Raw genomic sequence first — 22,221 nt, 5'->3', positions numbered from 1 at the left:
CCCCTACACAATCTATCTGTCGCGTTCTTTTTACCTTAATTCGTGGATTCTCACAACGGCGATATTGCTGAAGAATTCCGGAAATAGGAGGTAATCTCAGAAAAGGTATATAGCGTTTACCGCTCTAGTGAGGTATATCAGAGCAAGCTCCTCGCTTACGGGGAGGGGGGTGAGGTTCTTGTACCTCACTCAACTGATAACCGCTATATTAGGATTTACTAATTAACCAGCTCATGATCCACCACATGATCGGTAAAGTACTACAAGGGCGTTACCAAATTGTCCAAAGCCTAGGTGCAGGAGTTTTTGGACAAACTTACATCGCCATAGACATAGATTACCCAGAGAATCCCAAATGCGTTGTGAAACAGCTCAAGGTTAGCAGTTCTCACCCCGCTTATTTGGATACACTGAGATTACGTTTTCTCACAGAAACTGAAACACTGAAGCACTTGGGACGCCATCAGCAAATTCCCGAACTGATTGCTTGTTTTGAAGAAAATGAACGGTTCTATTTAGTACAAGAATTTATTGAAGGACATGCGTTAACGGCGGAACTTCCTATCAATCAACATTGGGGTTGTCGTTGGAATGAAATAGAAGCGATCGCATTCCTGGAAGATGTTTTAGGAATTCTCGAATTTGTCCACTCTCAAGGGGTGATTCATTGCGATATCAAACCGGAAAATATCATTAGACGTGCTTTTGATGGTAAGTTAGTGCTGATTGATTTTGGCTCAATTCAGCCTGTTGATTTTGGTATGGATGCGGAATTACCCATCTATAAAGTTCCCATCACTTCATTGGGATATTTACCGCCAGAGCAATTTATTGGTCAAACACAGCCCAACAGTGATATTTATGCTTTGGGAATGATTGCGATCCAAGCTTTAACAGGACAAGCACCGCTACAATTGAATATAGATACTTATACGAATGAGATTGTCTGGCGTTCTGACAACATTCCAGTTAATGATTATTTAGCTGCTATTCTCAGTCAAATGATTCGCTACGATTTCCAATATCGTTTTCAGTCTGCGGCTGAGGTATTGCGTATCCTCAAACAAATGGTCTGGGAAAATAAGCTAGAACAAATCATAGAAGCACATAATCAGCTTTACATAAAGCCAACAGTCGTAAGTTCTGATATCAACAAAAGTTCTACATTACAAAAATCATCCCCGTTACTTACAGGAATGAAAGTAGGATTAGCTGCTAATGGCTTGTTGATGGGATTGGGAGTATATTCATTATTGCATAATTCGTCCCCATCTTCAGGAACAGAAACTTTATATCAAGCTACAAAAGAATATCAATCGGGGGATTTACAAGAAGCTCTCGCCCTGGCTCGATCAATTTCTTCTCAGAGCAATGTTTATCCTGAAGCTCAAGCTACAATTGAAGAATGGCAACAACAATGGCAAATTGCTGCAGAATATTATTTAGTAGCTGAAAATGCTTTGAATGAGGGTAAATGGTCAGATGTATTTCAGACTGCATCTCAAGTTCCTGATATTTTATATTGGCAATCTAAAATAGACAAGTTAGTTGAAAAAGCACATATCAAAATTGAAGCCCAGGCGCAAGAATTATTAGCAAAAGCTTACGAGAGTGCAAGGTTAAAAGATTTTTCCACCGCTTTAAACTATCTGAGTCAAATTCCTCAAGAAAGTTCTGCTGGTGCTATAGTTCAACTAAAGTTAACTGAGTACAATCAAAAGCAGCATATCAGAGCCAGTTATTTTTTACAACAAGCTTATAAAAAAGCGTCTGTTGGTGAATTTGATACTGCTATGCAATTTCTGCACAGAATTCCTAAAAATACTCCTGTATATGCTCAAGCGCAAGCTAAAATTAATGAGTATATTAACAAGCAGCTTCTGCGAGAAAAAAGTAACAATGTAGCTAAATTAAAAATGGGGTTGGCGCGAAAAGACTCTAATTCATTTATTCCCCATCAATCAAATACTGACAATTTTCAGATGGGAAATAATCTGTCTGAAGTGAATATCCCCTAGTTTACTCCCTTCCCGCTGGAAGATTACCGAAATAATTTTTAGCTCACGCAAAGGCGCAAAGGCGCATTCGCGGAGCGTCTGTCTTCGACACGCTACGCGAACGCAGAGAAGAAGGAAAATTATAGGTAATCTTAGACCGGGAAGGGAGTAATCTGATATTATCCCCCTCCCTGCTTGCGCTTAGGGGTTGGGGGGGGTTTACACTTCAGAATCTTCGCTGTATTGGATTAATGAAATTAGGAATTGGGATGGTTGGTACGATTACAGACGGTGATTTTTCTGGCTGGAGTTGATTCTGGGCTTGGTTGCGGGCGTCTATCGCTGGTTGATAATCTGGTTTATATTTAATTGCTTGGTCATAAGCGGCGATCGCATCTTTATATCGTTTTAAATTTCCTAAAGCATTGCCTTTACTATACCAGCTTTCATAATGATCAACTTTGTAACGCAGTGCTTTATTGTAAGCGGTGATTGCTTCTTGGTATTTCTGTAAATTATATAATGAATTACCCAAATTATACCATACCTGATAATCATTCCGCTTCAATGATATCGCCTTATTATAAGATATCACAGCGTCTTCATAGCGTTGGGTTTGATGCAGTGACCAACCCCGGTTAAACCATGCTTCATAGTTGTCTGGATTGGATTTAATTACTTGATTGAAAGATTCTATCGCTTCTGGATAACGTCGCAAAATCACGAGGACATTTCCTCTGGATAACCAAGCTTGGTAATAATTTTCTTTATATTGAACTGCTTTATCATAGGACATAAATGCATCTTCATAGCGTTGCAAATTCACTAGAGCATTCCCTCTTGCATACCAGGCTTGGTCATAGTCAGATTTTAATTCAATGGCTTTATCATAAGCATTAATTGCTTCATCATAGCGTTTTAAATCATGAAATACTAAACCTTTATTGTACCAAGCATCCTGATAATCGGTTTTGTATTCAATAGCTTTATCATAAGATCTAATGGCATTTTCGTATTGATTTAAATTACTAAAAGCTTCACCTTTAGCATTCCAGACTTCTGGAGCGTTATTTTGTAGTTCTAAAGCTTTATTAAAGGATGCAATTGCTTCTTTGTAGCGCTGTAATTTTTGTAAAGCAAAGCCTCTCCCACTCCAAGCTTGTAAATAATCAGGTTGAATTTGAATTGCTTTATCGTATGCTGTTAATGCTTGTTTATATTCTTTTAATTCATATAGGGTTTGACCTTGACCATTCCATCCTTGAGCATAATCAGGTCTAATATTCACCGCTTTTTCGTAAGCTGCTAGTGCATCTTGATAGCGCTGTAATTCAAAAAATGTGTTTCCTTGTTTCGATAACTCTGTAGCGTTCTGCGAATGAATGTTATCTATAATAAATATCGCGGCTGTACCACTTAATCCCATGACAAATAACGTTAATAAAACCTTGAAAATTATCCCTTTTTTAGGTTTGTTCGTTGGCAGATTTTTAGGTTGATATGCAGGGGTTAATGCAATTGTGAGCGAGGATGGTTGGGTTAACTCTTTGAGTGCTTGTAATGCAGCCGTTGCTGAAGGATAGCGTTGACGAAAATCATAACATAGCATTTTGTCTAAAACCTGGGCAAACTCTGGCGATACTGTCGTGGAATTTTGCCAAATAACTTCATTAGTATCGGCGTCTTTGGCGATTTTTTCGGGAGATAATCCAGTCAGCGCTTGAATAGCAATTATCCCCACAGCATAGATATCACTGCTAAATTTTGGACTACCTTGAGCTTGTTCACCAGGGATATATCCGGGAGTACCTATAGCAACAGTAGACTTGGTTTCACCTTGGGGAGTAATCACCTGAGTGGTAATTTGTTTAACAGCACCAAAGTCAATTAGCACTAATTTACTATCTTGCTGGCGTCTCAGTAAATTGCGCGGATTTACATCACGGTGAATTACTTTCTGTTCATGGACAAATTCTAAAATTTCCAAAATTTCTTGTAACAAAGAAATCACTTGCTCTTGACTTAAGGTTTTGCCTGGTGTTAATTCTTGACTGAGGTCAGATCCTTCGATCAATTCTTGTACCAGATAAAATTCTGCATTTTCTTCAAAGTAGGCTAAAAGTTGGGGAATGCGGTCGTGAGTACCTAATTTATACAGAACTTGCGCTTCCGTATCAAATAAACGTCTAGCTGTCTCTAAAGTTACTGGGTCACTAGCTTGAGGCTTGAGTTTCTTAACGACACATTGAGGTGAACCGGGTAATTGAGTATCACAAGCGACAAAAGTTTCACCAAATCCCCCACCTCCCAAGTGGCTGATTATTTGGTATCTTCCAACAAGTATGTTTAAGAGCATCTGGTTTGCCTAGTTAAGTACAATATTATCTGATTCCAATATTGCCACAGGGAACCCGGATGCTGGGAAGATGGGGAGGAGTGGGACAACACTAAGCTAAAACATTTATTGCATAATCACTCATTACCCGGATTTCTCATACCAATTTCAAAAAAGAATGGGACAGATAGGGTAGGGGCGCAAGGCCTTGCGCCCCTACAGATTATCGATATGTTGCAAAGATTTTTTGAATTGGTATCACCACAATTCTCAAAGCTTTAAATCCCTTTTTTGTCTCAGTGTCCTCTGTGTCTCTGCGGTGTAACAGTCAACAACTTCAACTAGTTGTTTTGATTTTTTTGAGTACCCTAAGAGCCTATTTATTCAGAGCTTCTCGTAATTTAATGAGAGTTTCACGAGTTTTCAGGAATTCTGGGTCTTGTGAGAGTTTTTGGAGAGTTTCTGGACTACTTTCTTGAACAATTTTGTTGAAGGCAACAATAGCATCATTCAGCTTGTTAAGATCCACATTTGGTGTTTCAGCCTTTTGGGCGATCACAGAACCTGTGGCCAAACCTTTAGTGCTAGCTACTAGTTCTCCTGGCGCTAATTGAGCCACAGGAAGACCTGATCTATTTGCTGATCTATTTGCAACCAGACCACGTAGGGCTGTTACAAGTGCTTGTACAGATGCTTGGGGAACTCCAAAACTCACAAAAGTATTCTGTAGCTGGGTAACGGCTGCAGATGCAGCTGGTCCTTGTTGTATGATGATGACAATGATGGAAACTTGTGTAGGCTGACCAGAAGAAACGCTAGGAGGGTTAATTATATTACCAGCAGCATTATTCACATTATTTTGAACTGCTGGTGGGGCAATAATTGTACCATTTCCACCCACTGACACATTGGTATTAGGTGCTGGTTGGGGTGGTACTACCTGAGTTGGAGGAGCAAAAATACCACCACTGACGCCTGACGAATCTGGGGTAGTTCCTGGAGCAACGACTACACCAGCATTGGCTCTGATCGGTGCCATCACCAATGAACCTAATGTTAACACAAGAGCAATACTTACGGACAATTTACTCATGACTTTTGCCTCAAATTTAATAAGTGAAAAAACTCCAAACTTAGAACTGGAAACTATACCCTGCACCCAGGGAAAAACCAACACCACTATTAAAATTGTTAGTTACATCTGTGAAAACAGTGTTGATGACTATAGGAGTCTTTTTGAAAGGTGCAAAAGAAGCACCCAAATTCAAATTATTTCCAGTCCAGCTACCGACCAGAGATGCTTCAGGTATAACGCGTAAACCGAAACTACCAAATAAATTGACGGAATTCTGATCCTTTCTGATTGCGCCTAGGGAACGATAATCACCAGTACCAAGACCCACAGAAACAGTCAGAGGTAATTTATTATTTGCACTATCTGGCTGTAGGTCAAAGGACTTAGTAACTACACCGTAGATAGACTCTTTAGCCTTGTTTGCTTGTCCCCATTTAATTGGGTTTGACCAGCCAAGAGCAACTGCTGTACCATCTTCAAAGTATTTGTGTAGTTTCAGTCCGACAGTTCCACTATCAGCAAAGTCACCAAAGCCGGGTTTTTGACCACCGACACTGATAATGTTAAAGGAAGTTTCTAGCCCCACAGATTTGAGCGAATCTCCAACACCAAAACCAAAGGAGAAGGAACCGTCAGTTTTACCTTTATCTAGTGGGACATATAATCCACCACCGACGAAAGCTTGACCCCAACTCGCACCATAGGCTGTGGGAGTACCAGCACTAGAACCAGGTGACGCTGCTGCTGGTTCGGCTGGTTTAAGGATGGGTTCAATTAAAAGCTGCTTGCGTAATTTATTTACATCTCCTAAAGTGTCACCCACCACCGCAGAAGAATCTGTTTGAGCAATTAACTGGGGTTGTTTCTCCAGAACAATAGTTTCACTTTTTGGGGAAGCTACTGTATCTTGCTTTACCACAACTGCAGCACTATCGGAATACTCTTGTGCGGTTTGATTTAAACTCAAGTCAGTGCTGTGAGTTTTAGATACCAAGTCATCCGCAGCAAATGCAGGATTAACTGAAATCCCCGTGGTTAGTAGCAAGTAAGTTACTAGGGTTGTCCCTACACCTAAGAAAATATACCGCGTCCAGTTAAGTCCTGAACTCTCCAGTGTTTTTCTCTTCATAAAGTATAATTCCTCACACACAAAAACTAATAAACTGATGTTAATGTATATTTTTAGGATTAGAAAGTGCGTATAAATACAAATATAAACTTACAGCTATTTTCATTTATTTGAACCAAACCTGTCGTAGGGGCGCAAGGCCTTGCGCCCCTAAATATCTTGACAAACCTCATGAGTAACTATGCAACTTAAAAGCGTAACAGCTTATCATTGCCAGATGTAAATCAAAACAAACAAAATAATCCAGATGACATCGACGAAGTGCCAAAATAAAGAAGTTGCATTAACGCCGAAGTGACCAGAATTGTGGATTTTGGGAATGAATGAATTCACCAAAATAATCAACTGTAATAAAATCCCGGTGAACACATGCAAACCGTGGAAGCCTGTTAGCAAATAGAACATTCCACCGAATACCCCAGAAGTAAAGCCAAATTCCAGGCCTTTCCATTCAATCGCCTGTCCCATCAAAAAGTAGCTACCCATCGCCATTGTCGCCAACAAATACAGGCGAAATTTCACAAGGTTGTGGCGGTGCAGCTCTTTTTCTGCCAAATAAATCACAAAGCTACTAGCAACCAGAACAACTGTGTTGATTGCAGGTTCCTTGACTTCTAATCCAGAAACCCCGACAGGTAACCAGTTAACTGTAGTTGTTTTGTAGATAATATATCCAGCAAAAAAACTCAGAAAAATGACACTTTCTGACAGTAGAAAGACAATGAAGCCAAACATTTTGTTGCCTTCTTCGTCGTGGGTATGCTCCCCGCCTGTATGATGGACAGGCGATTGCAATTCCTCGGAAATGAAACTATCCATTAGCAAAATTCTCCTTTACTCTTGTTTGTAGTCGCTATTTCAGTGCTGCAAAAATCAGGACTAAGTTCGTAGGGTGCGTCAGCAGCGAAAAACTTGGAAATAACAAGAGATTACTGATACTAACACACCCCACAAATTGGAGATTTTTTAATTGAAATTCTCTAAAGTCCCGACTACGAATTTGATCAATCTTGTTAGTCTGTAGGGTGCTTCAGACAGGTTAATTTTCAACGAAGATGACTAATTTTCGGTTTCTGGGGCACCCTACTTCATATAACTAGCAACTTACGTTAGTAGATGAATGTTTGAGACTGTCGGCGTTAGCTACTAATGGTTCTGATTTACCGTAGCCGTAGGGTTCACTGAGGACAATGGGAAGTTCTTCAAAGTTCTCTACTGGAGGTGGAGAAGCAATTAACCACTCTAACCCAATCGCCCGCCAAGGATTATCAGGTGCTTTCTCGCCTTGCATCCAGGAAACTACCATATTGAAAATGAAGGGTAAGGTAGACATTCCTAACAGAAATCCGCCAAGGCTAGCAATAATATTCCAGAATTCATACTCTGGGGCGTAGGAAGAAACGCGGCGTAACATCCCTTGCAATCCTAATGGATGCATCGGTAAAAAGTTGATGTTAGTACCGATAAATGTTAACCAAAAGTGTAATTTACCCCAACCTTCGTAATACATTCGCCCGGTCATTTTCGGGAACCAGTGGTAAAAGGCTGCATACAAGCCCATCGTCACGGTACCAAATAAAACGTAGTGAAAGTGACCAACGACAAAGTAAGTATTGTTGACGTGAACATCAACTGGTACGGAGGAAAGCATAATGCCTGTGATACCGGCAAACACAAACATTACCAATCCACCAAGAGCAAACAACATTGGTGTATTCAGCCGTAGCTTACCGCCCCAAATCGTTGCGACCCAGGCGAATACTTTAATACCAGTGGGAACGGAAACGCACATTGTCGTCAACATGAAAATCAACCGCATCCAGCCAGGAGTACCGCTGACATACATATGGTGAAACTCAGCAATAGTATGATGAGTAAATGCACTATTCAGTTGTCTAAGAGACATTGCTCATTCTGGACAATGTGCATTTTGAACCCTAAAAGTAAGCAAAATTTAAGAAAATGTCAACAACTGAATTACATCAGAACGCCAGCGAATTATTCGCAGATTTTGAACCTCCAGCTACAACCGATGGGAGTTATATGGGTATTGCATATCAAAAGCGAGCGATCGCTAGTTATTTAAATGAGAAATTTGATGATGAATTTGAACAAGCTAAAGCCAGGCTTAAATCCGCTAAAATCAAGGTAGGCTTATGTTGCGATAAAGGAAGTATCCAGCTACAGGCGACTTTACCAATCAAGCCCGATGATACTGATACTAAAGGTACAAGAACTAAACAGTACAAAATATCTTTGGGTATTCCCGCAAATCTCGATGGACTCAAAACTGCAGAAGAGGAGGCTTATGAACTTGGTAAATTAATAGCTCGGAAACAATTTACATGGACAGATAAATATTTAGGTAAACAAGCCTCAATTCCCAAACAGGTTTTAACAATCAAAACAGCTTTAGAAACTTTTGAGCAAGAGTATTTTAAAACTAGAAAGAGAACAATAAAAAGTGAACATACCTATTATCAGTATGAGTCGAGAATTCAACAACATATTAGCTTAGATTGCCCGATGATATCAGATGCTTTAAAGGCAGAAATTTTAAAATGTTCTAGTGAATCACAAAGATGGCAATTGTTTAAAATTCTCAACGTCTTAGCTCGCTGTTTTAATATCAACATTGATTTATCAGTATTTAAGAAACAACCTCAGCCGAAAGCCAGAAATATTCCTACCGACCCAGACATCATTAAATACTTTCATGAATATGAAAAATACGCTTATGGGACACCTAGTAGACGTAGAAGTGGTTTTGAAAATAATTGGCTTTTTTGGAGATGGATGTATGGGATGATGGCGACCTATGGGTTAAGACCGAGAGAAATTATTTTAGAACCAGATATAAATTGGTGGTTAAGTCCAGACAATAAAGATCTGACTTGGAAGGTTAGCGAAAAATGTAAGACAGGAGCTAGAGAAACTTTACCATTATATCCTGAATGGGTTGATTTATTTGATTTAAAAAATCAACTATGCATAGAAATGTTGGGAGAAAAAATCTCAAATTTTACATCATTTAAAGATTGCAGCTATGTAGTACAACATAATGCCTCGTGGTTTGATGACAAAGTGCAAATACCCTTCACTCCCTACGATTTACGACACGCTTGGGCAATCCGGGCGCATTTAATGGGAATACCAATCAAAGCGGCGGCTGATAATTTAGGGCATTCTGTAGAAATGCATACTAAAGTTTATCAAAAATATTTTGGACTAGATAATCGCAAAAAAGCCATCAACGAAGCACTTAGTAAAAAATCTGATTTAGAGACCCTCAGAGCCGAAAATTACAGATTGAAATTAGAAATACAATTGCTGCAATTAGAAAATGAAAAATTAAGGCAATCAGTAAATAGCTGAGGGGGCGCAAGGCCTTGCGCCCCTACGAAGATCTGTGGTTATTGCGTGAAAATTGCTGTAATACCGTTTCACTTTAAGTATGATACAAATACGTTGGTAGGGGCACGGCAATGCCGTGCCCTTACGGGAAATATATATGTATCAGAGTTTTGGTGAAATGGTATAAGTCGTGAAAATATGACAGTTGCGTAAGTCCTATATTTAATACAATACAGTTCAGTTAGGCTCGAATGATATACACTGCAGGGAACATCCAAAATTTTTTCTTTTAATGACAATTTTATTCATGCCGTGCCCCTACGACAATTTTCCTTAACTGAACTGTATTGATATTTAATAAGCGAAAAACAAGCACTACAAAATGTTACTGATATTACAAAAACGCTGCACAAAATCCTAAAAATGCTGATATATCGCTAGAGATCTCAGCCCTGAGACAGAAACGATTAACCCAAATTTAAGCAATTTAGTATAACTGCACCGGAAACAGCTTATTTATAAACCGTTGAAACTACTAACAAATTTATATGGTGTACCCAGACAATACCGCTGACTACCGCAATTAACAGGGATGAGATGGCAACTACCTTATAGCCAAACAACGGTTTACGGGCATAAACTGGGAATATTTCGGAGAAAATCCCGAAAATCGGCAGAATAATCACGTAAACGGCGGGGTGGGAGTAGAACCAGAAGTAATGCTGGAACAGAACAGGATTACCACCCTTGCTGGGGTCAAAAAAGGCGGTACCTGCGGTGAGGTCAAGTAGCAGCATTACCGCGCCTGCTGTCAGTGCAGGTAGTCCAAACAGTTGGATAATTTGGGCGCTAAATACTGCCCAGACAAACAGAGGCATCCGAAAGAAGCTCATGCCTGGGGCCCGCATCTTCACAATAGTGGTGACAAAATTAACAGCCCCCATAATTGAGGAGACGCCTGATATTGCCACCGCTAGCAACCAGATTACTTGACCATTAATTAAGTGCCCGCTGGGATTTTGGATACTGACAGGTGGGTAAGACCACCAGCCAGCTTGTGCAGGTCCACCGGGAGCTAAAAAGCTGCCCATCAGCAGAATTCCCACCACCGGCACCATCCAAAAGGCGACGGCGTTGAGGCGGGGAAACGCCATATCTCGCGCCCCAATCATCAAGGGTACTAGATAGTTAGCAAAACCAACCAGCGACGGGAATGTCCACAAAAATAGCATGACGGTGCCGTGCATGGTGAACATACCGTTATAGACGGTGCGATCTATAACATCAGATTCGGGTGTAATTAGTTCTCCCCGAATCACCATCGCAAAGATACCGCCGACAAGAAAGAAAACAAAGGAGGTGACAAGGTATTGGATACCAATAACCTTATGGTCTGTGCTAAAGCTGAAGTATTGCTTCCAGCCTTGTGGAGGTTCGTGGTGAGATTTTTCACCAGGGATATTCAAGCCTTCGAGGGGAATATTGGTCATTTTCCTTTAATTGGGAGAATTGACTAGAGGTGGTGCTGCTGGTGCCACTGTTACCCAACCATTTTTCACTGATTCACTGGTTACTTGAGCATACTCAATAACTGCCTGATTTTTGGCTGGAGCCAGCTTGTGGGTGGCTGTTTTTTCCAGCCATTTTTGGTAATCTTCGGGAGATTCGACCACTACATCCGCCTGCATAGTTGCAAAGTAAGTACCGCTATATTGAGAATCGGTGAGGCGGTATTTACCAGGGCGAATGGGAGTGAATTCAAAGTCAAGAGTTTGGTTAGGAATAATGTCTTGCTTCAACCGGAAAGCGGGAATATAGAAGCCGTGGAGAACATCTTCTGATTGCAAAGCTAAACGCACTCGGCGATCGCTTGGTAGATGAAGTTCGGTAGTCGTAACATTTTTCTCAGGGTAGTGGAACACCCAAGCCCACTGCTTGGCTAGGACATCAATTTTTTCCACTGTTTGCACTGAGGCGTTAATTTCTGAGTCTTTTGATGCTGCATAGGCCGATTTCATCCTCATCGGATTATGTAGGTGTACAACCTCCATCGGCCCCTGAATACCCATCTGATTGTAAACTTGATAGCTGTAACCGGCAATCCAAAAGACTAAAAGAATCGGGATTACTGTCCAGACAACTTCTAAAGTCAAATTACCCTCAATCGCTGGACCATCGCTCAGGTCATTTTTAGCCGCACGATGGAAAAGCACGGAATACATCAAAGTTCCTGTCACTCCCAGGAAGATGAACGCACCCAGCGTTACCAAAAAGCTAATCAAATCATCAATCAATCGGGATTCAGCCGCTGCTGCTGGGGGAAGCCAAAAATAAGCCTGCTTTCCAATCCAGAGACTGATACTAGTCACGGACAAGGCCGCCACAATTAACGTCAAAATCTTGAAATTTTTCATGGTCACAAAAGTCAAGGGTCATGGATCATGGGTCAAGGGTCAAGGTCAAACGTCAAGGGTCAAGGGTCAAGGGTCAAGTGTCAAGTGTCAAGGGTCAAGGGTCAAGGGTCAAGGGTCAAGGGTCAAGGGTCAAGGGTCAAGGGTCAAGGGTCTTTTGACAAATGACAAATGACTAATGACAAATGACTAATAACAAATGACTAATATGAATTACTTCAATACAGCATTGAGGTCTTCGCCTAATCGCAGTAAACTATCAGCTGTATTGTGTACCCCAAACTCTGCAGCCAGGTGCGCCCCCAAAGTGCCGTGGACATACATGATCAACATGACTGTTACGCCAAAAACTAGATAACGCCACTGCACTTGTCTGTCTTCGTATTTGCACCAAATGTAGCGCTGAAATCCTCTCCAAACAGTCATACCCACAATTACAGCTAATAAGAAAACACCACCGACACCATGCCAAATCATCGTGTCCATTGCGTGCAATCCCCAGGCACTTTTCACATCAGCTGATGGTCTTGCTAATAGCATTTCGTAAAAGCCAGCCGCTACTGTAAAAAAGGTGATGATAGATGCAGCGACCATGTTGTACCAACCAACATCAAAAAAGTTGGCACGTTCAACAGAAATTGCGAAAAATTTGAAAGCCCATTTTTCCAAGGGGAAAAATACACCAATAATATCAAAGGTAACTCCAATGATGAATAGACCCAAGGTGAGATGGACTAAATTGGGATGAAGGGGAATACTGTAAGGTAGTCCGTTAGCGCCCAGTTGTGTACTTAATTGTTCAATTAGTTCTGAGTTCATGGTAAAAGACCATCCTTGATTGCTTCAACAACTGGCACTGTGTGCAAGCCATATACCCATACAAGTTGATCACCGAGATATACTTGCACTCCTACTATCACGGTCAATATTAGCCCTGCACCCAGATAATAAATCGATATTTTCTGTGGGTTACGGGTACGAATTACAAAGCGCCAGGCTGTAATCGCCGCGATGATTCCTGATAGAGACCAGCCAATCAGTGTATGTACATTCAGCGCTGATTTAGCTACGTCATAAGGTTGTGCTAATCCCGCTTCAAATTGTCCAAAAATGATGGCGACAAAGATAGCAACTGTAGCGATACACATATTCCACCAACTCACCTCAAACAGTCGGGGGTTCCGGGTAAAATAGCCAACTACATCGCAAAAAAAAGCAAACAAAACCATCGCAATTACGAAGTGAACCACAATGGGATGCATCGTATCTGGATACGGTAAATTGTGGTCGTTCAAATTTGTAAGATACTCAAGCACGTTATTCTCCTAGGCATATCTAATGTACCTCAACCAAACTTTAATGATTGACACCCACTCAAATCACTATAAGCATCCACATATAACCGGAATATATTCTTATATATGTAGCGATATCCGGTTGTTAAAGTTTCGGCTTTATGGTAGCCAGACTCGGAAATTTTGCTTCATTTTAAGTAAGTAGTGTTGGTGTCAATACATTATCCTCATGCCGATATTTTGAAACAGCGATGATTAATTGATCCAAAGCCAATCGCTGTTGTCTGTTAGATTAAATAAACCTGTTTTTCACTTTAAGTAAAGTTTTGTTATTTGTCAAAACAGCAATATCTATGTTTTTTTGCTGTTTTTTTTAAACAAAAAATAATTTTTCAAATGTAGCGGTTTTAGCGATTTATTAATGTATAGGGCTTTGACAAATATTTAAATGTCAATTGTTATACATTTATAATTTATTGATTGGTAATCTCGGCGACAAAAATCTGTTGCAAAATTGCCTAGTGATTAGAAGTCACGGCTATAGCAGAGAGCGTTTCTTGTTTATTTAGTGCGTCCCCATTTTTGGAAAAATAGCAGGACTTACGCAACTGGTACATAAGTCCTATTCTGTAAAATTTTTCGGTCTACTAATATTGCTAATGTTGCAGTATTAAAAATGTAATTGTCACGTTCAATCAGCAACACCAAAAATGTTTCTGTTCAAGATGCTTTTAAACGAATGTAAAGGCACTAGCGGAGATGTTGAGAGTTAGCGATACGTTTTGCAAAATGCCAATCACTTCTCCTCTGGCTGTCACTCCAGGATCATAAATTAATGCAGCTTTCTCATACCTCCTCGTCCTCAAGGATACCAATCCCGAATAGGCGGTAAGACCCATTTTATCGGCTATGTGAGGACTATTGTCCTTCGGGGCGCAAGGCCTTGCGCCCCGGAGAGGATATGTGGTTATTGCGTGAAAATTGCTGTAACTAAGGATAAACACCAGGCTTTTTGAGAATTTGCCGTTGAGATGGTGTTAATTCGGGATAATCTTCAACATTATAGGAGTTCCTTGCCCAGGCAGATGGGTGGGGAGAATATTTGTAAAACAGAGTCCGGCGTTCTTGTTTCCCCCGCCAGGGAAGGGTACCGTGGGTTAAAGCCTCTGTAAATATAATCGCACTTCCCGCCTTGACAGTTATTTTCTTTACACAGTCTTGAGGAAATTCCAGGTTGCGCCATTGGGCAGGTAAAGGTAAATTACTCTTGTGGCTACCAGGAATGCAACCAAATCCCCCGTCACCAGGATGAACATCGTTTAGTTCGTAGGCGACAACAGTCAAGCCGTTGTACATCCTACCATTCTGGAATAGATAATATTGGCAAGGATCGAAGGGAGTTCCACCACCATGCAAATTAGCCCCAATCGGACCTAAACCTTGACGAATGATGTGAACGTAGTCATGATCTAGGCGAAATTGTTCTCCTAGTAAATCAAACAGATAGGGAGTAATTTGGGGATTGTCGATTAGATCTCGGAAAGCGTGACCCCAGGGTAGCAGTTCATTGAAGCGCAAAAATGGTGCTTCTGGTTCCTCTTGCTGCTGAATCTGCTGATCCAATAGTGCTTGAATGGCTGTAATCTGGTCTTGGTTGAGCGCATTCTCTATAATCAAGAATCCTTGTAAGTCAAAAAGGTAACGTTCCAACTCGGTCATGATAATTGTGGCTTGCTGAAAATTTGCAATTTGCAACCATTGATTTATAAGGCTTTAGAACCTACTCTCCGGGCACAATAATAATTGTAGGGTGCGTGACGCAGCGATAAATATTGTACGTAGTCACAAGACTTGTGGCGTCACGCACCATTCTTTAAATGTGACACTAATGATTTTAAACCTAGATATTTTTAGTTTTTGGGCAAAATCTACGCAATCTTGCCTGGGTTGTTGATGTAATTATATAGTTTATAACGGACAATCACGCTTTTTGGCGTTGTTCGATGATCTTCCGGGGCGTAAGGCTTTGCGCCCCGAACGACAATCTTCCTCACAACGCCTTGAACCACTTACTCACAACTGAGTTCACAACCGTGTTAATGGTTTGTTTAATTTGATGCTTGCGATTCCATTTCTGGAAAGCGATTTCGTAGTCTTCACCTTGAGTTTGAAAGGTATTCCAAATATCCAGCCCAATTCCCAAGCCGGAAAATAGTAAAATATAAAGCGACCAACCAAGACCGCCACCACCAATTAAATCGACCAGTACCAAAAAAGTATTCATAATGGCATAATTGCCAAAACGCTTCTTAAATTTGCTTCGGCGGTAGATATCAAAAGCTTTTCGCTGTTGCACTTCACTCTGTTGTGCTAGCCAGTCATTTTCAGCAAGTTTTAAAGATTCTGAGGAGATTTGTAACTCAGAGGCAATTTCTAACAGTTGTTGATAAGAAAATTCTCTGTCTGCGTTGTCACTTTGACGAGCGATCGCCATCTGGAGAATTTTCTGTACATCATCTTGGCTATAAGAACGGATGTTTTGAGGTTCAGATGCCGACATAATTTTTCTCTTATATATATATTACTGTTAATCACAACTTGTCAACCGCTCAACGATCAATCTTACCCAGCCACACCCTTACGCTTCCATTAACTCTACCCTAACAAATCTTGATACTGCTTTGTCGCCCCACCTCCCCCTCCCCCCCCATCCGGGTTGTTAAGACTCTCAAAACATCTAGCGATGACCTAGAACCCACAAAGGATAATAACCAAAGACAAAACAGTCAATAGGACATAACCCGATGCTGGAAGATAATGGATCGATTCGCACCCTATCAGTTGATATTGGCGGTAGTGGTGTCAAAGCTATGGTATTGGATATCACAGGCCATCCCGTAACGGAAAGGGCGCGTTTAGATACACCCCAACCCGCTACACCGGAGGTCGTAATTAATGCCATTGTAGTTTTAGCAGCCGCTCAAGGTGAGTTTCATCGTGTTTCGGTAGGTTTTCCTGGTGTGGTGCGTTGTGGAGTCACAGAAACAGCAGCCAACTTACATCGAGATTGGATTGGATTCGACTTAGAAACAACATTGTCAAAGCATTTGCAGAAGCCTGTACGGGTAATTAATGATGCAGACATGCAAGGTTTTGGGGCAGTTGCGGGTAAAGGTGTGGAATTGGTGATTACCTTGGGTACAGGGTTTGGTTCGGCTTTATTTGTCGATGGTAAACTAGTGCCGAATATGGAAATGGGTCATCATCAGTTTCGCAAAGGAGAGACTTACGAAGAACAACTGGGACGGGCGACTTTAGAAGAAATTGGTGATAAAAAATGGAATAAGCGGTTAAAAAAGGCGATCGTATCTTTACAAGATTTGTTCAATTACGATTACCTTTATATCGGTGGTGGTGAAGCCGTCAGGGTAAATCTCCTGCTACCGTTAAACGTCAAACTCATTCCTAATATCACTGGTTTATTGGGTGGTATTGCTTTGTGGCGAAATTAGCACTAAGCCAAGAATCTAGGCAAGAAATCTCACTGGAAGCTATAGTAATCACTTGCTTGTTCGGCCAATCTACCACAACTTACCTATTTACGTCTTATATCCAAAGGTAGAGAATAATGGTTAACAATTCAGGAAACCGAAGAGGGGTTTATTCCCAAAAGGTTTCCACTCCAAAATTACTTGCCTATTTATCTGGGAGCAACCGAGGTCAGATGTTACAACCTTGCAATCAAGTCAAAGAATGGGAAAAACGACGTAATGAAGCAAGCAGCTATTATAAGCAGGGAAAATTTCAAGAATATCTCAATTTTGCCAGCCAAAATTTACAGTTAGCTAGAGAAATTCCAGATCGAGCCAGAGAAGGTTATACATTGAACGATATCGGTTTAGCTCACCTTGGTTGCTCCCAACCTCTAAAAGCATTAGAATGTTTTCATCAAGCGCTTTTAGTTGCTCAAGAATTGGGTAAATCCCAAGCAGAAGCAGCTGCACTCAGCAATCTCGGTTCTACCTACAGTCGCCTAGGAAAATTTTCCCAAGCGTTGCTGTATTTTAACAAAGCACTGCAAATCTTCAGGAAATTGCAAGACACTCAAGGCGAGGTTTCTACACTCAATGATGTCGCACTGATTTATACTAGGTTAGGAGAACCAAAACGAGCGCTGTTGCTACAACACCAAATTTTGGACATGCGGCGATTACTAGGAGATTTATCTGGTGAAGCAACAACCCTAAATGGCATTGGTTTTGCCTATAGCACCTTAGGTAAATATCACAAAGCCCTAGAATTTCTGCAAGCAGCACTACCAATTCAAAGGGCTTTCAAGAATTTAGTTGGCGAAGCAACCACCTTAAACAACATCGCCTCAGTCAAAACGGACTTAGGACAACCAAAACAAGCGCTATTGCTTTACTCTCAAGTTCTGTTGACACGTCGCGCATTAAACGATCACGCCGGCGAAGCAACTACCCTGAACAATATTGGTTTCACCTACAGTACCCTGGGTAATCATCGACAAGCACTGAACTCTTACAAACAAGCAGTGGCGATTTATCGAAAACTGGGCGATTGTGTGGAAGAAATTTCCACTTTGTTAAATATGGGGTGTCTTTACGCTACAACGAAACGCAAAAAAATGGCGTTATCCTGCTACCAACAAGCCCAAGAATTAGCTCAACAAATCGAATGTCAGCCCCTTCTGGAAAAGGTACAGCATTTTATCAATTCTCTGTAGTTTGTCCATAGTTCGTAGTAGCGCTTCAGCGCTTAATGATTTAGTTAATTGCTCTAAAGCGCTACTACAAACGCGATTTCATATTTCTATAATCCCAAACTCAGAATACCGAGAATTTTACCAATCTGGTTCAAAAAATATTCGTTCAAATCAACTTCTATAGTTTGCTCTTCCAAGCGCATAAATTTCCAACTACTTCCAGTGGTGACAGCGCCCAATATTTGAGGAAATTCGTTTCCTTTTTGCTTGTTAAAAATTTGGGCTGCTATCATTTCTGCCATACACTGTCCCAAACCAGCCTCAATATTCTCGTTTTTCGCCTCCACTATGGCGATAACTGGCGACATTATGGTTAACTGTTCTGGCGAACGACTGATCAGATAGTCACAAAAGCCATTGAGACCTTTTTCTACGTCAACAGTAAAATCTTTGCCAGAAAATAAGCTCACTTTGTCAGGATGTAGTCGCTTCAATTCCAGCAAAATTGGTGTAATAATCATCTCAGAACGGGATTTTTCAGAGTTAATCGCTAAGGCTATTGGTGTATTGAATCGGAGGGTTTCTGCTAGTAAATTGCTATAAATAATCTCGGGTATATCGGCAAATGTACCTACTGTTTCTCTAATGGTGATGCCAAAGCTAACTCTAACTCCCTCAATATCAAACTGACTGTAAGACATTTCCCAATCCCCTTATTGACAAGAGTTTTACTTAAATTTTAGTGCAATAGTCAGGTTTCAAAATAGGAACCAGAAGCGACTGGGGAATAGAGATTTTGATGCTCTAGTTGTGGGCGCGATCGCCTCTGGGGTGATAGTCTGAGCGTAGGCTTCTTTGCATTCCTGACTTTCAACATATCTAAATACCTCTTGGGGTAGAAATTCCACAGAGTCACGTTCCCATTCGGCGCTGACATCGGGGAAAAATACCTCGATGAATTCTCTTAAGACGTTGGTGAGTAGTTCTTTGAATAGGCGATCGCGTAGCGTATTCCTGGTCAATCATTGAGTGATTATACCAGATTGGACGACAAAATGAGCAACAGATATGGAAATGCAAGCGGTTGATAACTTAAATGAGTTGACTTTGTATAGTTGATTGTGATATATTGAATTGTACCAAAATAGGTACGCTCTCTATATAATATCAAATCTAATGATTGTATACGGTATCTAAAAAGCTACAGAAATGTACTTTTATTTATCAGTGTGCATTTTAACTAGATTTGATTTAAATGACAGATAAACGAGTTCCTGCAGACTTCTATAAAAACGAAAATGGTACTGAGCCAGTCCGTGATTGGTTGAAGGATTTAGAGCGAGAGGATCGATATCTAATTGGTGCTGATATCAAAACAGTAGAGTTTGGCTGGCCTATTGGAATGCCGACTTGTCGCCCTATGGGTGGTGGGTTATTTGAAGTTCGTACAAGTCTACCACAAGGTAGAATAGCCCGTGTTCTTTTCTGCATTTATGAAGGCAGAATGGTTTTGCTCCACGGATTTATCAAAAAAACTCAGAAAACTCCAAAAAAAGAGTTGAACTTAGCCTTGGATCGAAAACAAATTTTGGAGAGTAAAGGATGAGCAACAATCCATATATCGGCTCTTCTCTCGATGCCCTTCTAGAAGAAGACGGTATACTTGATGAAGTTAACTTAATTGCTATTAAGAGAGTTATCGCTTGGCAGATTAAACAGGCTATGGACCAAAAGAATCTCACCAAGAAGGCTATGGCAGAAGAAATGAAGACAAGCAGATCATCTCTCGATAGGCTTCTAGATCCGGATAATGTATCCGTAACATTAGATACGATAGATCGAGCTGCTAGAGCGGTTGGTAAGCGAATCCATTTTGAATTATTGGACGCGAGTTAATTTGGGCAATACCATAGAGTGACACTCCTAAACCCTAGGAAAATTGTAGGTTGGGTTGAGGCTCACCGCAAACCCAACAAACCCGCCTGATCATATAGTCACAAAAGCCATTGAGACCTTTTTCTACGTCAACAGTAAAATCTTTGCCAGAAAATAAGCTCACTTTCTCAGGATATAGTCGCTTCAATTCCAGCAAAATTGGTGTAATAATCATCTCAGAACGGGATTTTTCAGAGTTAATTGCTAAGGCTATTGGTGTATTGAATCGGAGGGTTTCTCCTAGGAAATCGCTATAAATAATCTCGGGTATATCGGCAAATGTACCTACTGTTTCTCTAATGGTGATGCCAAAGCTAACTCTAACTCCCTCAATATCAAACTGACTGTAAGACATTTCCCAATCCCCTCATTGGCAAGAGTTTTACATAAATTTTAGTGCAATAGTCAGGTTTCAAAATAGAGACCAGAAGCGACTGGGGAATAGAGAAATTCCACAGACTCCTGTTCCCAGTCGGCGCTGACAAAGATATTTAAAATTCAAATACTTAATATTAAATGTAATTAGTACTACTTTCGATTGGTAGTGACATCACTATAATAAAAAATGTATTAAAAATAAAAAACTTTTCAATTTACTGAAATAAAAATGTCTGAGCCTGCTGCAAAGCAAATTTTCATAGGTGTTACAGTTGCTGTTTTGAGTGCTGTAATTCTCGCAGCGATAGGTCTAAATCATAAAGATTCAAGACAACCAACTCCAGTACCAACTCCAGTACCAACTCCAAAACCAACTCCAGAACCAACTCCAGAACCAACTCCAGAACCAACTCCAGAACCAACTCCAGAACCAACTCCAGAACCATCTAAGGTTACAGGGATTTATGGCGGATCTTTATTCAACAAAACCGTTGGACAAAATGGCAATATGCGTCTTGTGCTTAACCAGGACACATCAAATAAAATTACTGGAACTGTCAATATAACTGGAATTCTTACTGGTTCTGGTCCCCTAGAAGGTAATGTAGATGGCGACAGGATAGGTTTTACATCTCTTGAGCCATCAACTGGAATACTAATCACTTGGGCAGGAATTATTCAAGGTTCTGAAATTAGAGGAAATTACACTGTTTCAGTACCTGCGCCTCTAAAGGCACGAGGCTTGATAGATCAAGAGGGAATTTGGGCAGTTTCAAAATAGATATCACAATTAGTAAATTTATATAAAGAATAAAAATCTATGAACAAACGCTCAGATGCCATTTGGGCAATCGTCCAGCATAGTGGTGGTGGTGGCTTTGCAACAGCAGTTCCAACTCCTGGTGGTGAAATTCACAAGCATATTGCTCTGTCAGCTAATGAGCTGGCTATGTGTATTAGGATAGCTACAATTTATTCGAGTAAAACATATTCCAAAGATGAAATACTAACTATGCTTACTGATGGTGGAATTACTCTTGCTGGAGGTAGTGCGCTTGCGTATGGTGCTACTAAAGTAGGGCATGGATTAATTAACGAATTTCTGAATATAGGTGGACCACCAGCTTGGGCAGTTAAAGGACTATTAGCAGGATCATTGACGGCAAGTGTTGGTTTCGCGTTTATGAGTTACTGTGAACTGAGATGGGGTAGTGAATAGAGTGGAAATTTCCACAAGGCTTGTTAAGAGGATGTTTAAAAATCAGCGATCGCACTGCGGCAATACCATAGACTAGAATTGAAATAACCTTAATACCAAACTTTTACAGAAGCCAAGATTATGACTGCCCAGCAAGTCGGCTACCCAGATCAGCCTCAACCATTATCGCTACTAAAACCTCTTACTTCACAGCAAGTTGAGCAAATTATTCAACTACTGGATGAATGGATGGCAGATGAGTCCGGGTATGACGAAACAACCTGGGCTGAACTCACAGCATCCCTTGATCAAGGTTGACGATAAAAGTTGGATTAATCAAAGCCTGAAACGACCTATTTTTGTAAATGCATACCATGCTTAATTTGTA

The 22,221-nt window shown here is 40.7% G+C and carries 21 protein-coding genes and 2 pseudogenes; 9 read left to right on the top strand and 14 right to left on the bottom strand.

All coding sequences use genetic code 11. The features are described 5' to 3' along the window. The first annotated feature begins 245 nt into the window (after positions 1-245). Positions 246-2,018, top strand: coding sequence for a serine/threonine-protein kinase (locus tag HEQ19_09865; GenBank protein WYL99780.2), 1,773 nt, complete (start codon positions 246-248; stop codon positions 2,016-2,018). A gap of 205 nt (positions 2,019-2,223) precedes the next feature. On the opposite strand, the gene HEQ19_09860 is transcribed toward HEQ19_09865, so the two are convergent. The 5 genes and pseudogenes from HEQ19_09860 to HEQ19_09840 form a co-directional block, all read right to left on the bottom strand. Then, the gene (locus HEQ19_09860) at positions 2,224-4,353 is read right to left on the bottom strand and encodes a tetratricopeptide repeat protein (GenBank protein WYL99779.1); all 2,130 of its coding nucleotides are present in this window, start codon (positions 4,351-4,353) and stop codon (positions 2,224-2,226) included. Between the two features lie 355 nt (positions 4,354-4,708). Beyond that, entirely contained in the window at positions 4,709-5,425 is a 717-nt protein-coding gene (locus HEQ19_09855; protein ID WYL99778.1) for a hypothetical protein, read from the bottom strand. 40 nt (positions 5,426-5,465) lie between these two features. Next, positions 5,466-6,536: a hypothetical protein gene (locus HEQ19_09850; GenBank protein ID WYL99777.1), complete on the bottom strand. Its 1,071-nt coding sequence runs from the start codon at positions 6,534-6,536 to the stop codon at positions 5,466-5,468. Between the two features lie 207 nt (positions 6,537-6,743). Then, positions 6,744-7,355 carry a heme-copper oxidase subunit III gene (locus HEQ19_09845; GenBank protein ID WYL99776.1) on the bottom strand — a complete coding sequence of 204 codons (612 nt, stop codon included), beginning with the start codon at positions 7,353-7,355 and terminating at the stop codon, positions 6,744-6,746. A gap of 277 nt (positions 7,356-7,632) precedes the next feature. Further along, positions 7,633-8,388, bottom strand: a pseudogene (locus HEQ19_09840) (cbb3-type cytochrome c oxidase subunit I). 110 nt (positions 8,389-8,498) lie between these two features. On the opposite strand from HEQ19_09840, the gene HEQ19_09835 reads away from it, so the two are divergent. Further along, entirely contained in the window at positions 8,499-9,911 is a 1,413-nt protein-coding gene (locus tag HEQ19_09835) for a site-specific integrase (GenBank protein WYL99775.1), read from the top strand. A gap of 524 nt (positions 9,912-10,435) precedes the next feature. Here HEQ19_09835 and HEQ19_09830 read toward each other — a convergent pair. The 6 genes and pseudogenes from HEQ19_09830 to HEQ19_09805 all read right to left on the bottom strand — a co-directional run bounded on the left by HEQ19_09830 (position 10,436) and on the right by HEQ19_09805 (position 16,156). Further along, positions 10,436-11,380 (bottom strand): annotated as a pseudogene (locus tag HEQ19_09830) (cbb3-type cytochrome c oxidase subunit I). Positions 11,381-11,386: 6 nt separating this feature from the next. Continuing rightward, the gene (locus HEQ19_09825) at positions 11,387-12,304 is read right to left on the bottom strand and encodes a cytochrome c oxidase subunit II (protein WYL99774.1); all 918 of its coding nucleotides are present in this window, start codon (positions 12,302-12,304) and stop codon (positions 11,387-11,389) included. A 210-nt stretch (positions 12,305-12,514) separates the two neighbouring features. Then, positions 12,515-13,120 carry a DUF2231 domain-containing protein gene (locus tag HEQ19_09820; GenBank protein ID WYL99773.1) on the bottom strand — a complete coding sequence of 202 codons (606 nt, stop codon included), beginning with the start codon at positions 13,118-13,120 and terminating at the stop codon, positions 12,515-12,517. Next, positions 13,117-13,617 carry a DUF2231 domain-containing protein gene (locus HEQ19_09815; protein ID WYL99772.1) on the bottom strand — a complete coding sequence of 167 codons (501 nt, stop codon included), beginning with the start codon at positions 13,615-13,617 and terminating at the stop codon, positions 13,117-13,119. Before HEQ19_09815 ends, HEQ19_09820 begins: the two co-directional genes overlap by 4 nt. A 969-nt stretch (positions 13,618-14,586) precedes the next feature. Then, positions 14,587-15,351, bottom strand: a complete 765-nt coding sequence (locus tag HEQ19_09810; GenBank protein ID WYM03333.2) for a phytanoyl-CoA dioxygenase family protein — start codon at positions 15,349-15,351, stop codon at positions 14,587-14,589. A 295-nt stretch (positions 15,352-15,646) separates the two neighbouring features. Next, positions 15,647-16,156, bottom strand: a complete 510-nt coding sequence (locus tag HEQ19_09805; GenBank protein WYL99771.1) for a 2TM domain-containing protein — start codon at positions 16,154-16,156, stop codon at positions 15,647-15,649. 244 nt (positions 16,157-16,400) lie between these two features. On the opposite strand from HEQ19_09805, the gene HEQ19_09800 reads away from it, so the two are divergent. Together HEQ19_09800 and HEQ19_09795 are read left to right on the top strand one after the other, a co-directional pair. Further along, positions 16,401-17,108, top strand: coding sequence for an ROK family protein (locus HEQ19_09800; GenBank protein WYL99770.1), 708 nt, complete (start codon positions 16,401-16,403; stop codon positions 17,106-17,108). A gap of 212 nt (positions 17,109-17,320) precedes the next feature. Then, positions 17,321-18,343: a tetratricopeptide repeat protein gene (locus HEQ19_09795; GenBank protein ID WYL99769.1), complete on the top strand. Its 1,023-nt coding sequence runs from the start codon at positions 17,321-17,323 to the stop codon at positions 18,341-18,343. 86 nt (positions 18,344-18,429) lie between these two features. Here the strand turns inward: HEQ19_09795 and HEQ19_09790 are convergent, their stop codons facing one another. Both HEQ19_09790 and HEQ19_30820 read right to left on the bottom strand, forming a co-directional pair. After that, on the bottom strand, positions 18,430-19,023 hold the full coding sequence (locus tag HEQ19_09790) for a hypothetical protein (protein ID WYL99768.1): 594 nt from the start codon (positions 19,021-19,023) through the stop codon (positions 18,430-18,432). A 57-nt stretch (positions 19,024-19,080) separates the two neighbouring features. Further along, complete coding sequence (locus tag HEQ19_30820; protein WZI67161.1) at positions 19,081-19,344, bottom strand: hypothetical protein; 264 nt, start codon at positions 19,342-19,344, stop codon at positions 19,081-19,083. A 233-nt stretch (positions 19,345-19,577) separates the two neighbouring features. Between HEQ19_30820 and HEQ19_09780 the strand changes: the two genes are divergently transcribed. Both HEQ19_09780 and HEQ19_09775 read left to right on the top strand, forming a co-directional pair. Beyond that, positions 19,578-19,928 carry a type II toxin-antitoxin system RelE/ParE family toxin gene (locus tag HEQ19_09780; GenBank protein ID WYL99767.1) on the top strand — a complete coding sequence of 117 codons (351 nt, stop codon included), beginning with the start codon at positions 19,578-19,580 and terminating at the stop codon, positions 19,926-19,928. Continuing rightward, positions 19,925-20,218 carry a helix-turn-helix domain-containing protein gene (locus HEQ19_09775; protein WYL99766.1) on the top strand — a complete coding sequence of 98 codons (294 nt, stop codon included), beginning with the start codon at positions 19,925-19,927 and terminating at the stop codon, positions 20,216-20,218. Before HEQ19_09780 ends, HEQ19_09775 begins: the two co-directional genes overlap by 4 nt. Before the next feature lie 34 nt (positions 20,219-20,252). Here HEQ19_09775 and HEQ19_09770 read toward each other — a convergent pair whose 3' ends face one another. Continuing rightward, complete coding sequence (locus tag HEQ19_09770) at positions 20,253-20,612, bottom strand: hypothetical protein (GenBank protein WZI67160.1); 360 nt, start codon at positions 20,610-20,612, stop codon at positions 20,253-20,255. 252 nt (positions 20,613-20,864) lie between these two features. Between HEQ19_09770 and HEQ19_30815 the strand changes: the two genes are divergently transcribed. From HEQ19_30815 to HEQ19_09755, 3 genes are all read left to right on the top strand, one after another. Next, positions 20,865-21,416 (top strand): hypothetical protein, encoded by a 552-nt coding sequence (locus HEQ19_30815; protein WZI67159.1) that lies wholly within the window; start codon positions 20,865-20,867, stop codon positions 21,414-21,416. Between the two features lie 39 nt (positions 21,417-21,455). Further along, a complete protein-coding gene (locus HEQ19_09760) occupies positions 21,456-21,854 on the top strand; it encodes a hypothetical protein (GenBank protein ID WYL99765.1) in 399 nt (132 codons plus the stop codon). A 120-nt stretch (positions 21,855-21,974) separates the two neighbouring features. Next, positions 21,975-22,151: a hypothetical protein gene (locus HEQ19_09755; protein ID WYL99764.1), complete on the top strand. Its 177-nt coding sequence runs from the start codon at positions 21,975-21,977 to the stop codon at positions 22,149-22,151. Positions 22,152-22,221: the final 70 nt, after the last annotated feature.

It is taken from the genome of Gloeotrichia echinulata CP02 (assembly GCA_038087035.1).
Lineage (GTDB): Bacteria > Cyanobacteriota > Cyanobacteriia > Cyanobacteriales > Nostocaceae > Gloeotrichia > Gloeotrichia echinulata.
This window is presented reverse-complemented; position numbering and strand designations above follow the sequence as displayed.

Coding starts and splice junctions, on each gene's coding strand:
- HEQ19_09825 (WYL99774.1), bottom strand. CDS start 12,304: ATGAAAAATTTCAAGATTTTGACGTTAATTGTGGCGGCCTTGTCCGTG.
- HEQ19_09780 (WYL99767.1), top strand. CDS start 19,578: ATGACAGATAAACGAGTTCCTGCAGACTTCTATAAAAACGAAAATGGT.
- HEQ19_09800 (WYL99770.1), top strand. CDS start 16,401: ATGCTGGAAGATAATGGATCGATTCGCACCCTATCAGTTGATATTGGC.
- HEQ19_09855 (WYL99778.1), bottom strand. CDS start 5,425: ATGAGTAAATTGTCCGTAAGTATTGCTCTTGTGTTAACATTAGGTTCA.
- HEQ19_09795 (WYL99769.1), top strand. CDS start 17,321: ATGTTACAACCTTGCAATCAAGTCAAAGAATGGGAAAAACGACGTAAT.
- HEQ19_09860 (WYL99779.1), bottom strand. CDS start 4,353: ATGCTCTTAAACATACTTGTTGGAAGATACCAAATAATCAGCCACTTG.
- HEQ19_09770 (WZI67160.1), bottom strand. CDS start 20,612: ATGTCTTACAGTCAGTTTGATATTGAGGGAGTTAGAGTTAGCTTTGGC.
- HEQ19_09755 (WYL99764.1), top strand. CDS start 21,975: ATGACTGCCCAGCAAGTCGGCTACCCAGATCAGCCTCAACCATTATCG.
- HEQ19_30815 (WZI67159.1), top strand. CDS start 20,865: ATGTCTGAGCCTGCTGCAAAGCAAATTTTCATAGGTGTTACAGTTGCT.
- HEQ19_09760 (WYL99765.1), top strand. CDS start 21,456: ATGAACAAACGCTCAGATGCCATTTGGGCAATCGTCCAGCATAGTGGT.
- HEQ19_09805 (WYL99771.1), bottom strand. CDS start 16,156: ATGTCGGCATCTGAACCTCAAAACATCCGTTCTTATAGCCAAGATGAT.
- HEQ19_09850 (WYL99777.1), bottom strand. CDS start 6,536: ATGAAGAGAAAAACACTGGAGAGTTCAGGACTTAACTGGACGCGGTAT.
- HEQ19_09775 (WYL99766.1), top strand. CDS start 19,925: ATGAGCAACAATCCATATATCGGCTCTTCTCTCGATGCCCTTCTAGAA.
- HEQ19_09790 (WYL99768.1), bottom strand. CDS start 19,023: ATGTCTTACAGTCAGTTTGATATTGAGGGAGTTAGAGTTAGCTTTGGC.
- HEQ19_09865 (WYL99780.2), top strand. CDS start 246: ATGATCGGTAAAGTACTACAAGGGCGTTACCAAATTGTCCAAAGCCTA.
- HEQ19_09820 (WYL99773.1), bottom strand. CDS start 13,120: ATGAACTCAGAACTAATTGAACAATTAAGTACACAACTGGGCGCTAAC.
- HEQ19_09845 (WYL99776.1), bottom strand. CDS start 7,355: ATGGATAGTTTCATTTCCGAGGAATTGCAATCGCCTGTCCATCATACA.
- HEQ19_09835 (WYL99775.1), top strand. CDS start 8,499: ATGTCAACAACTGAATTACATCAGAACGCCAGCGAATTATTCGCAGAT.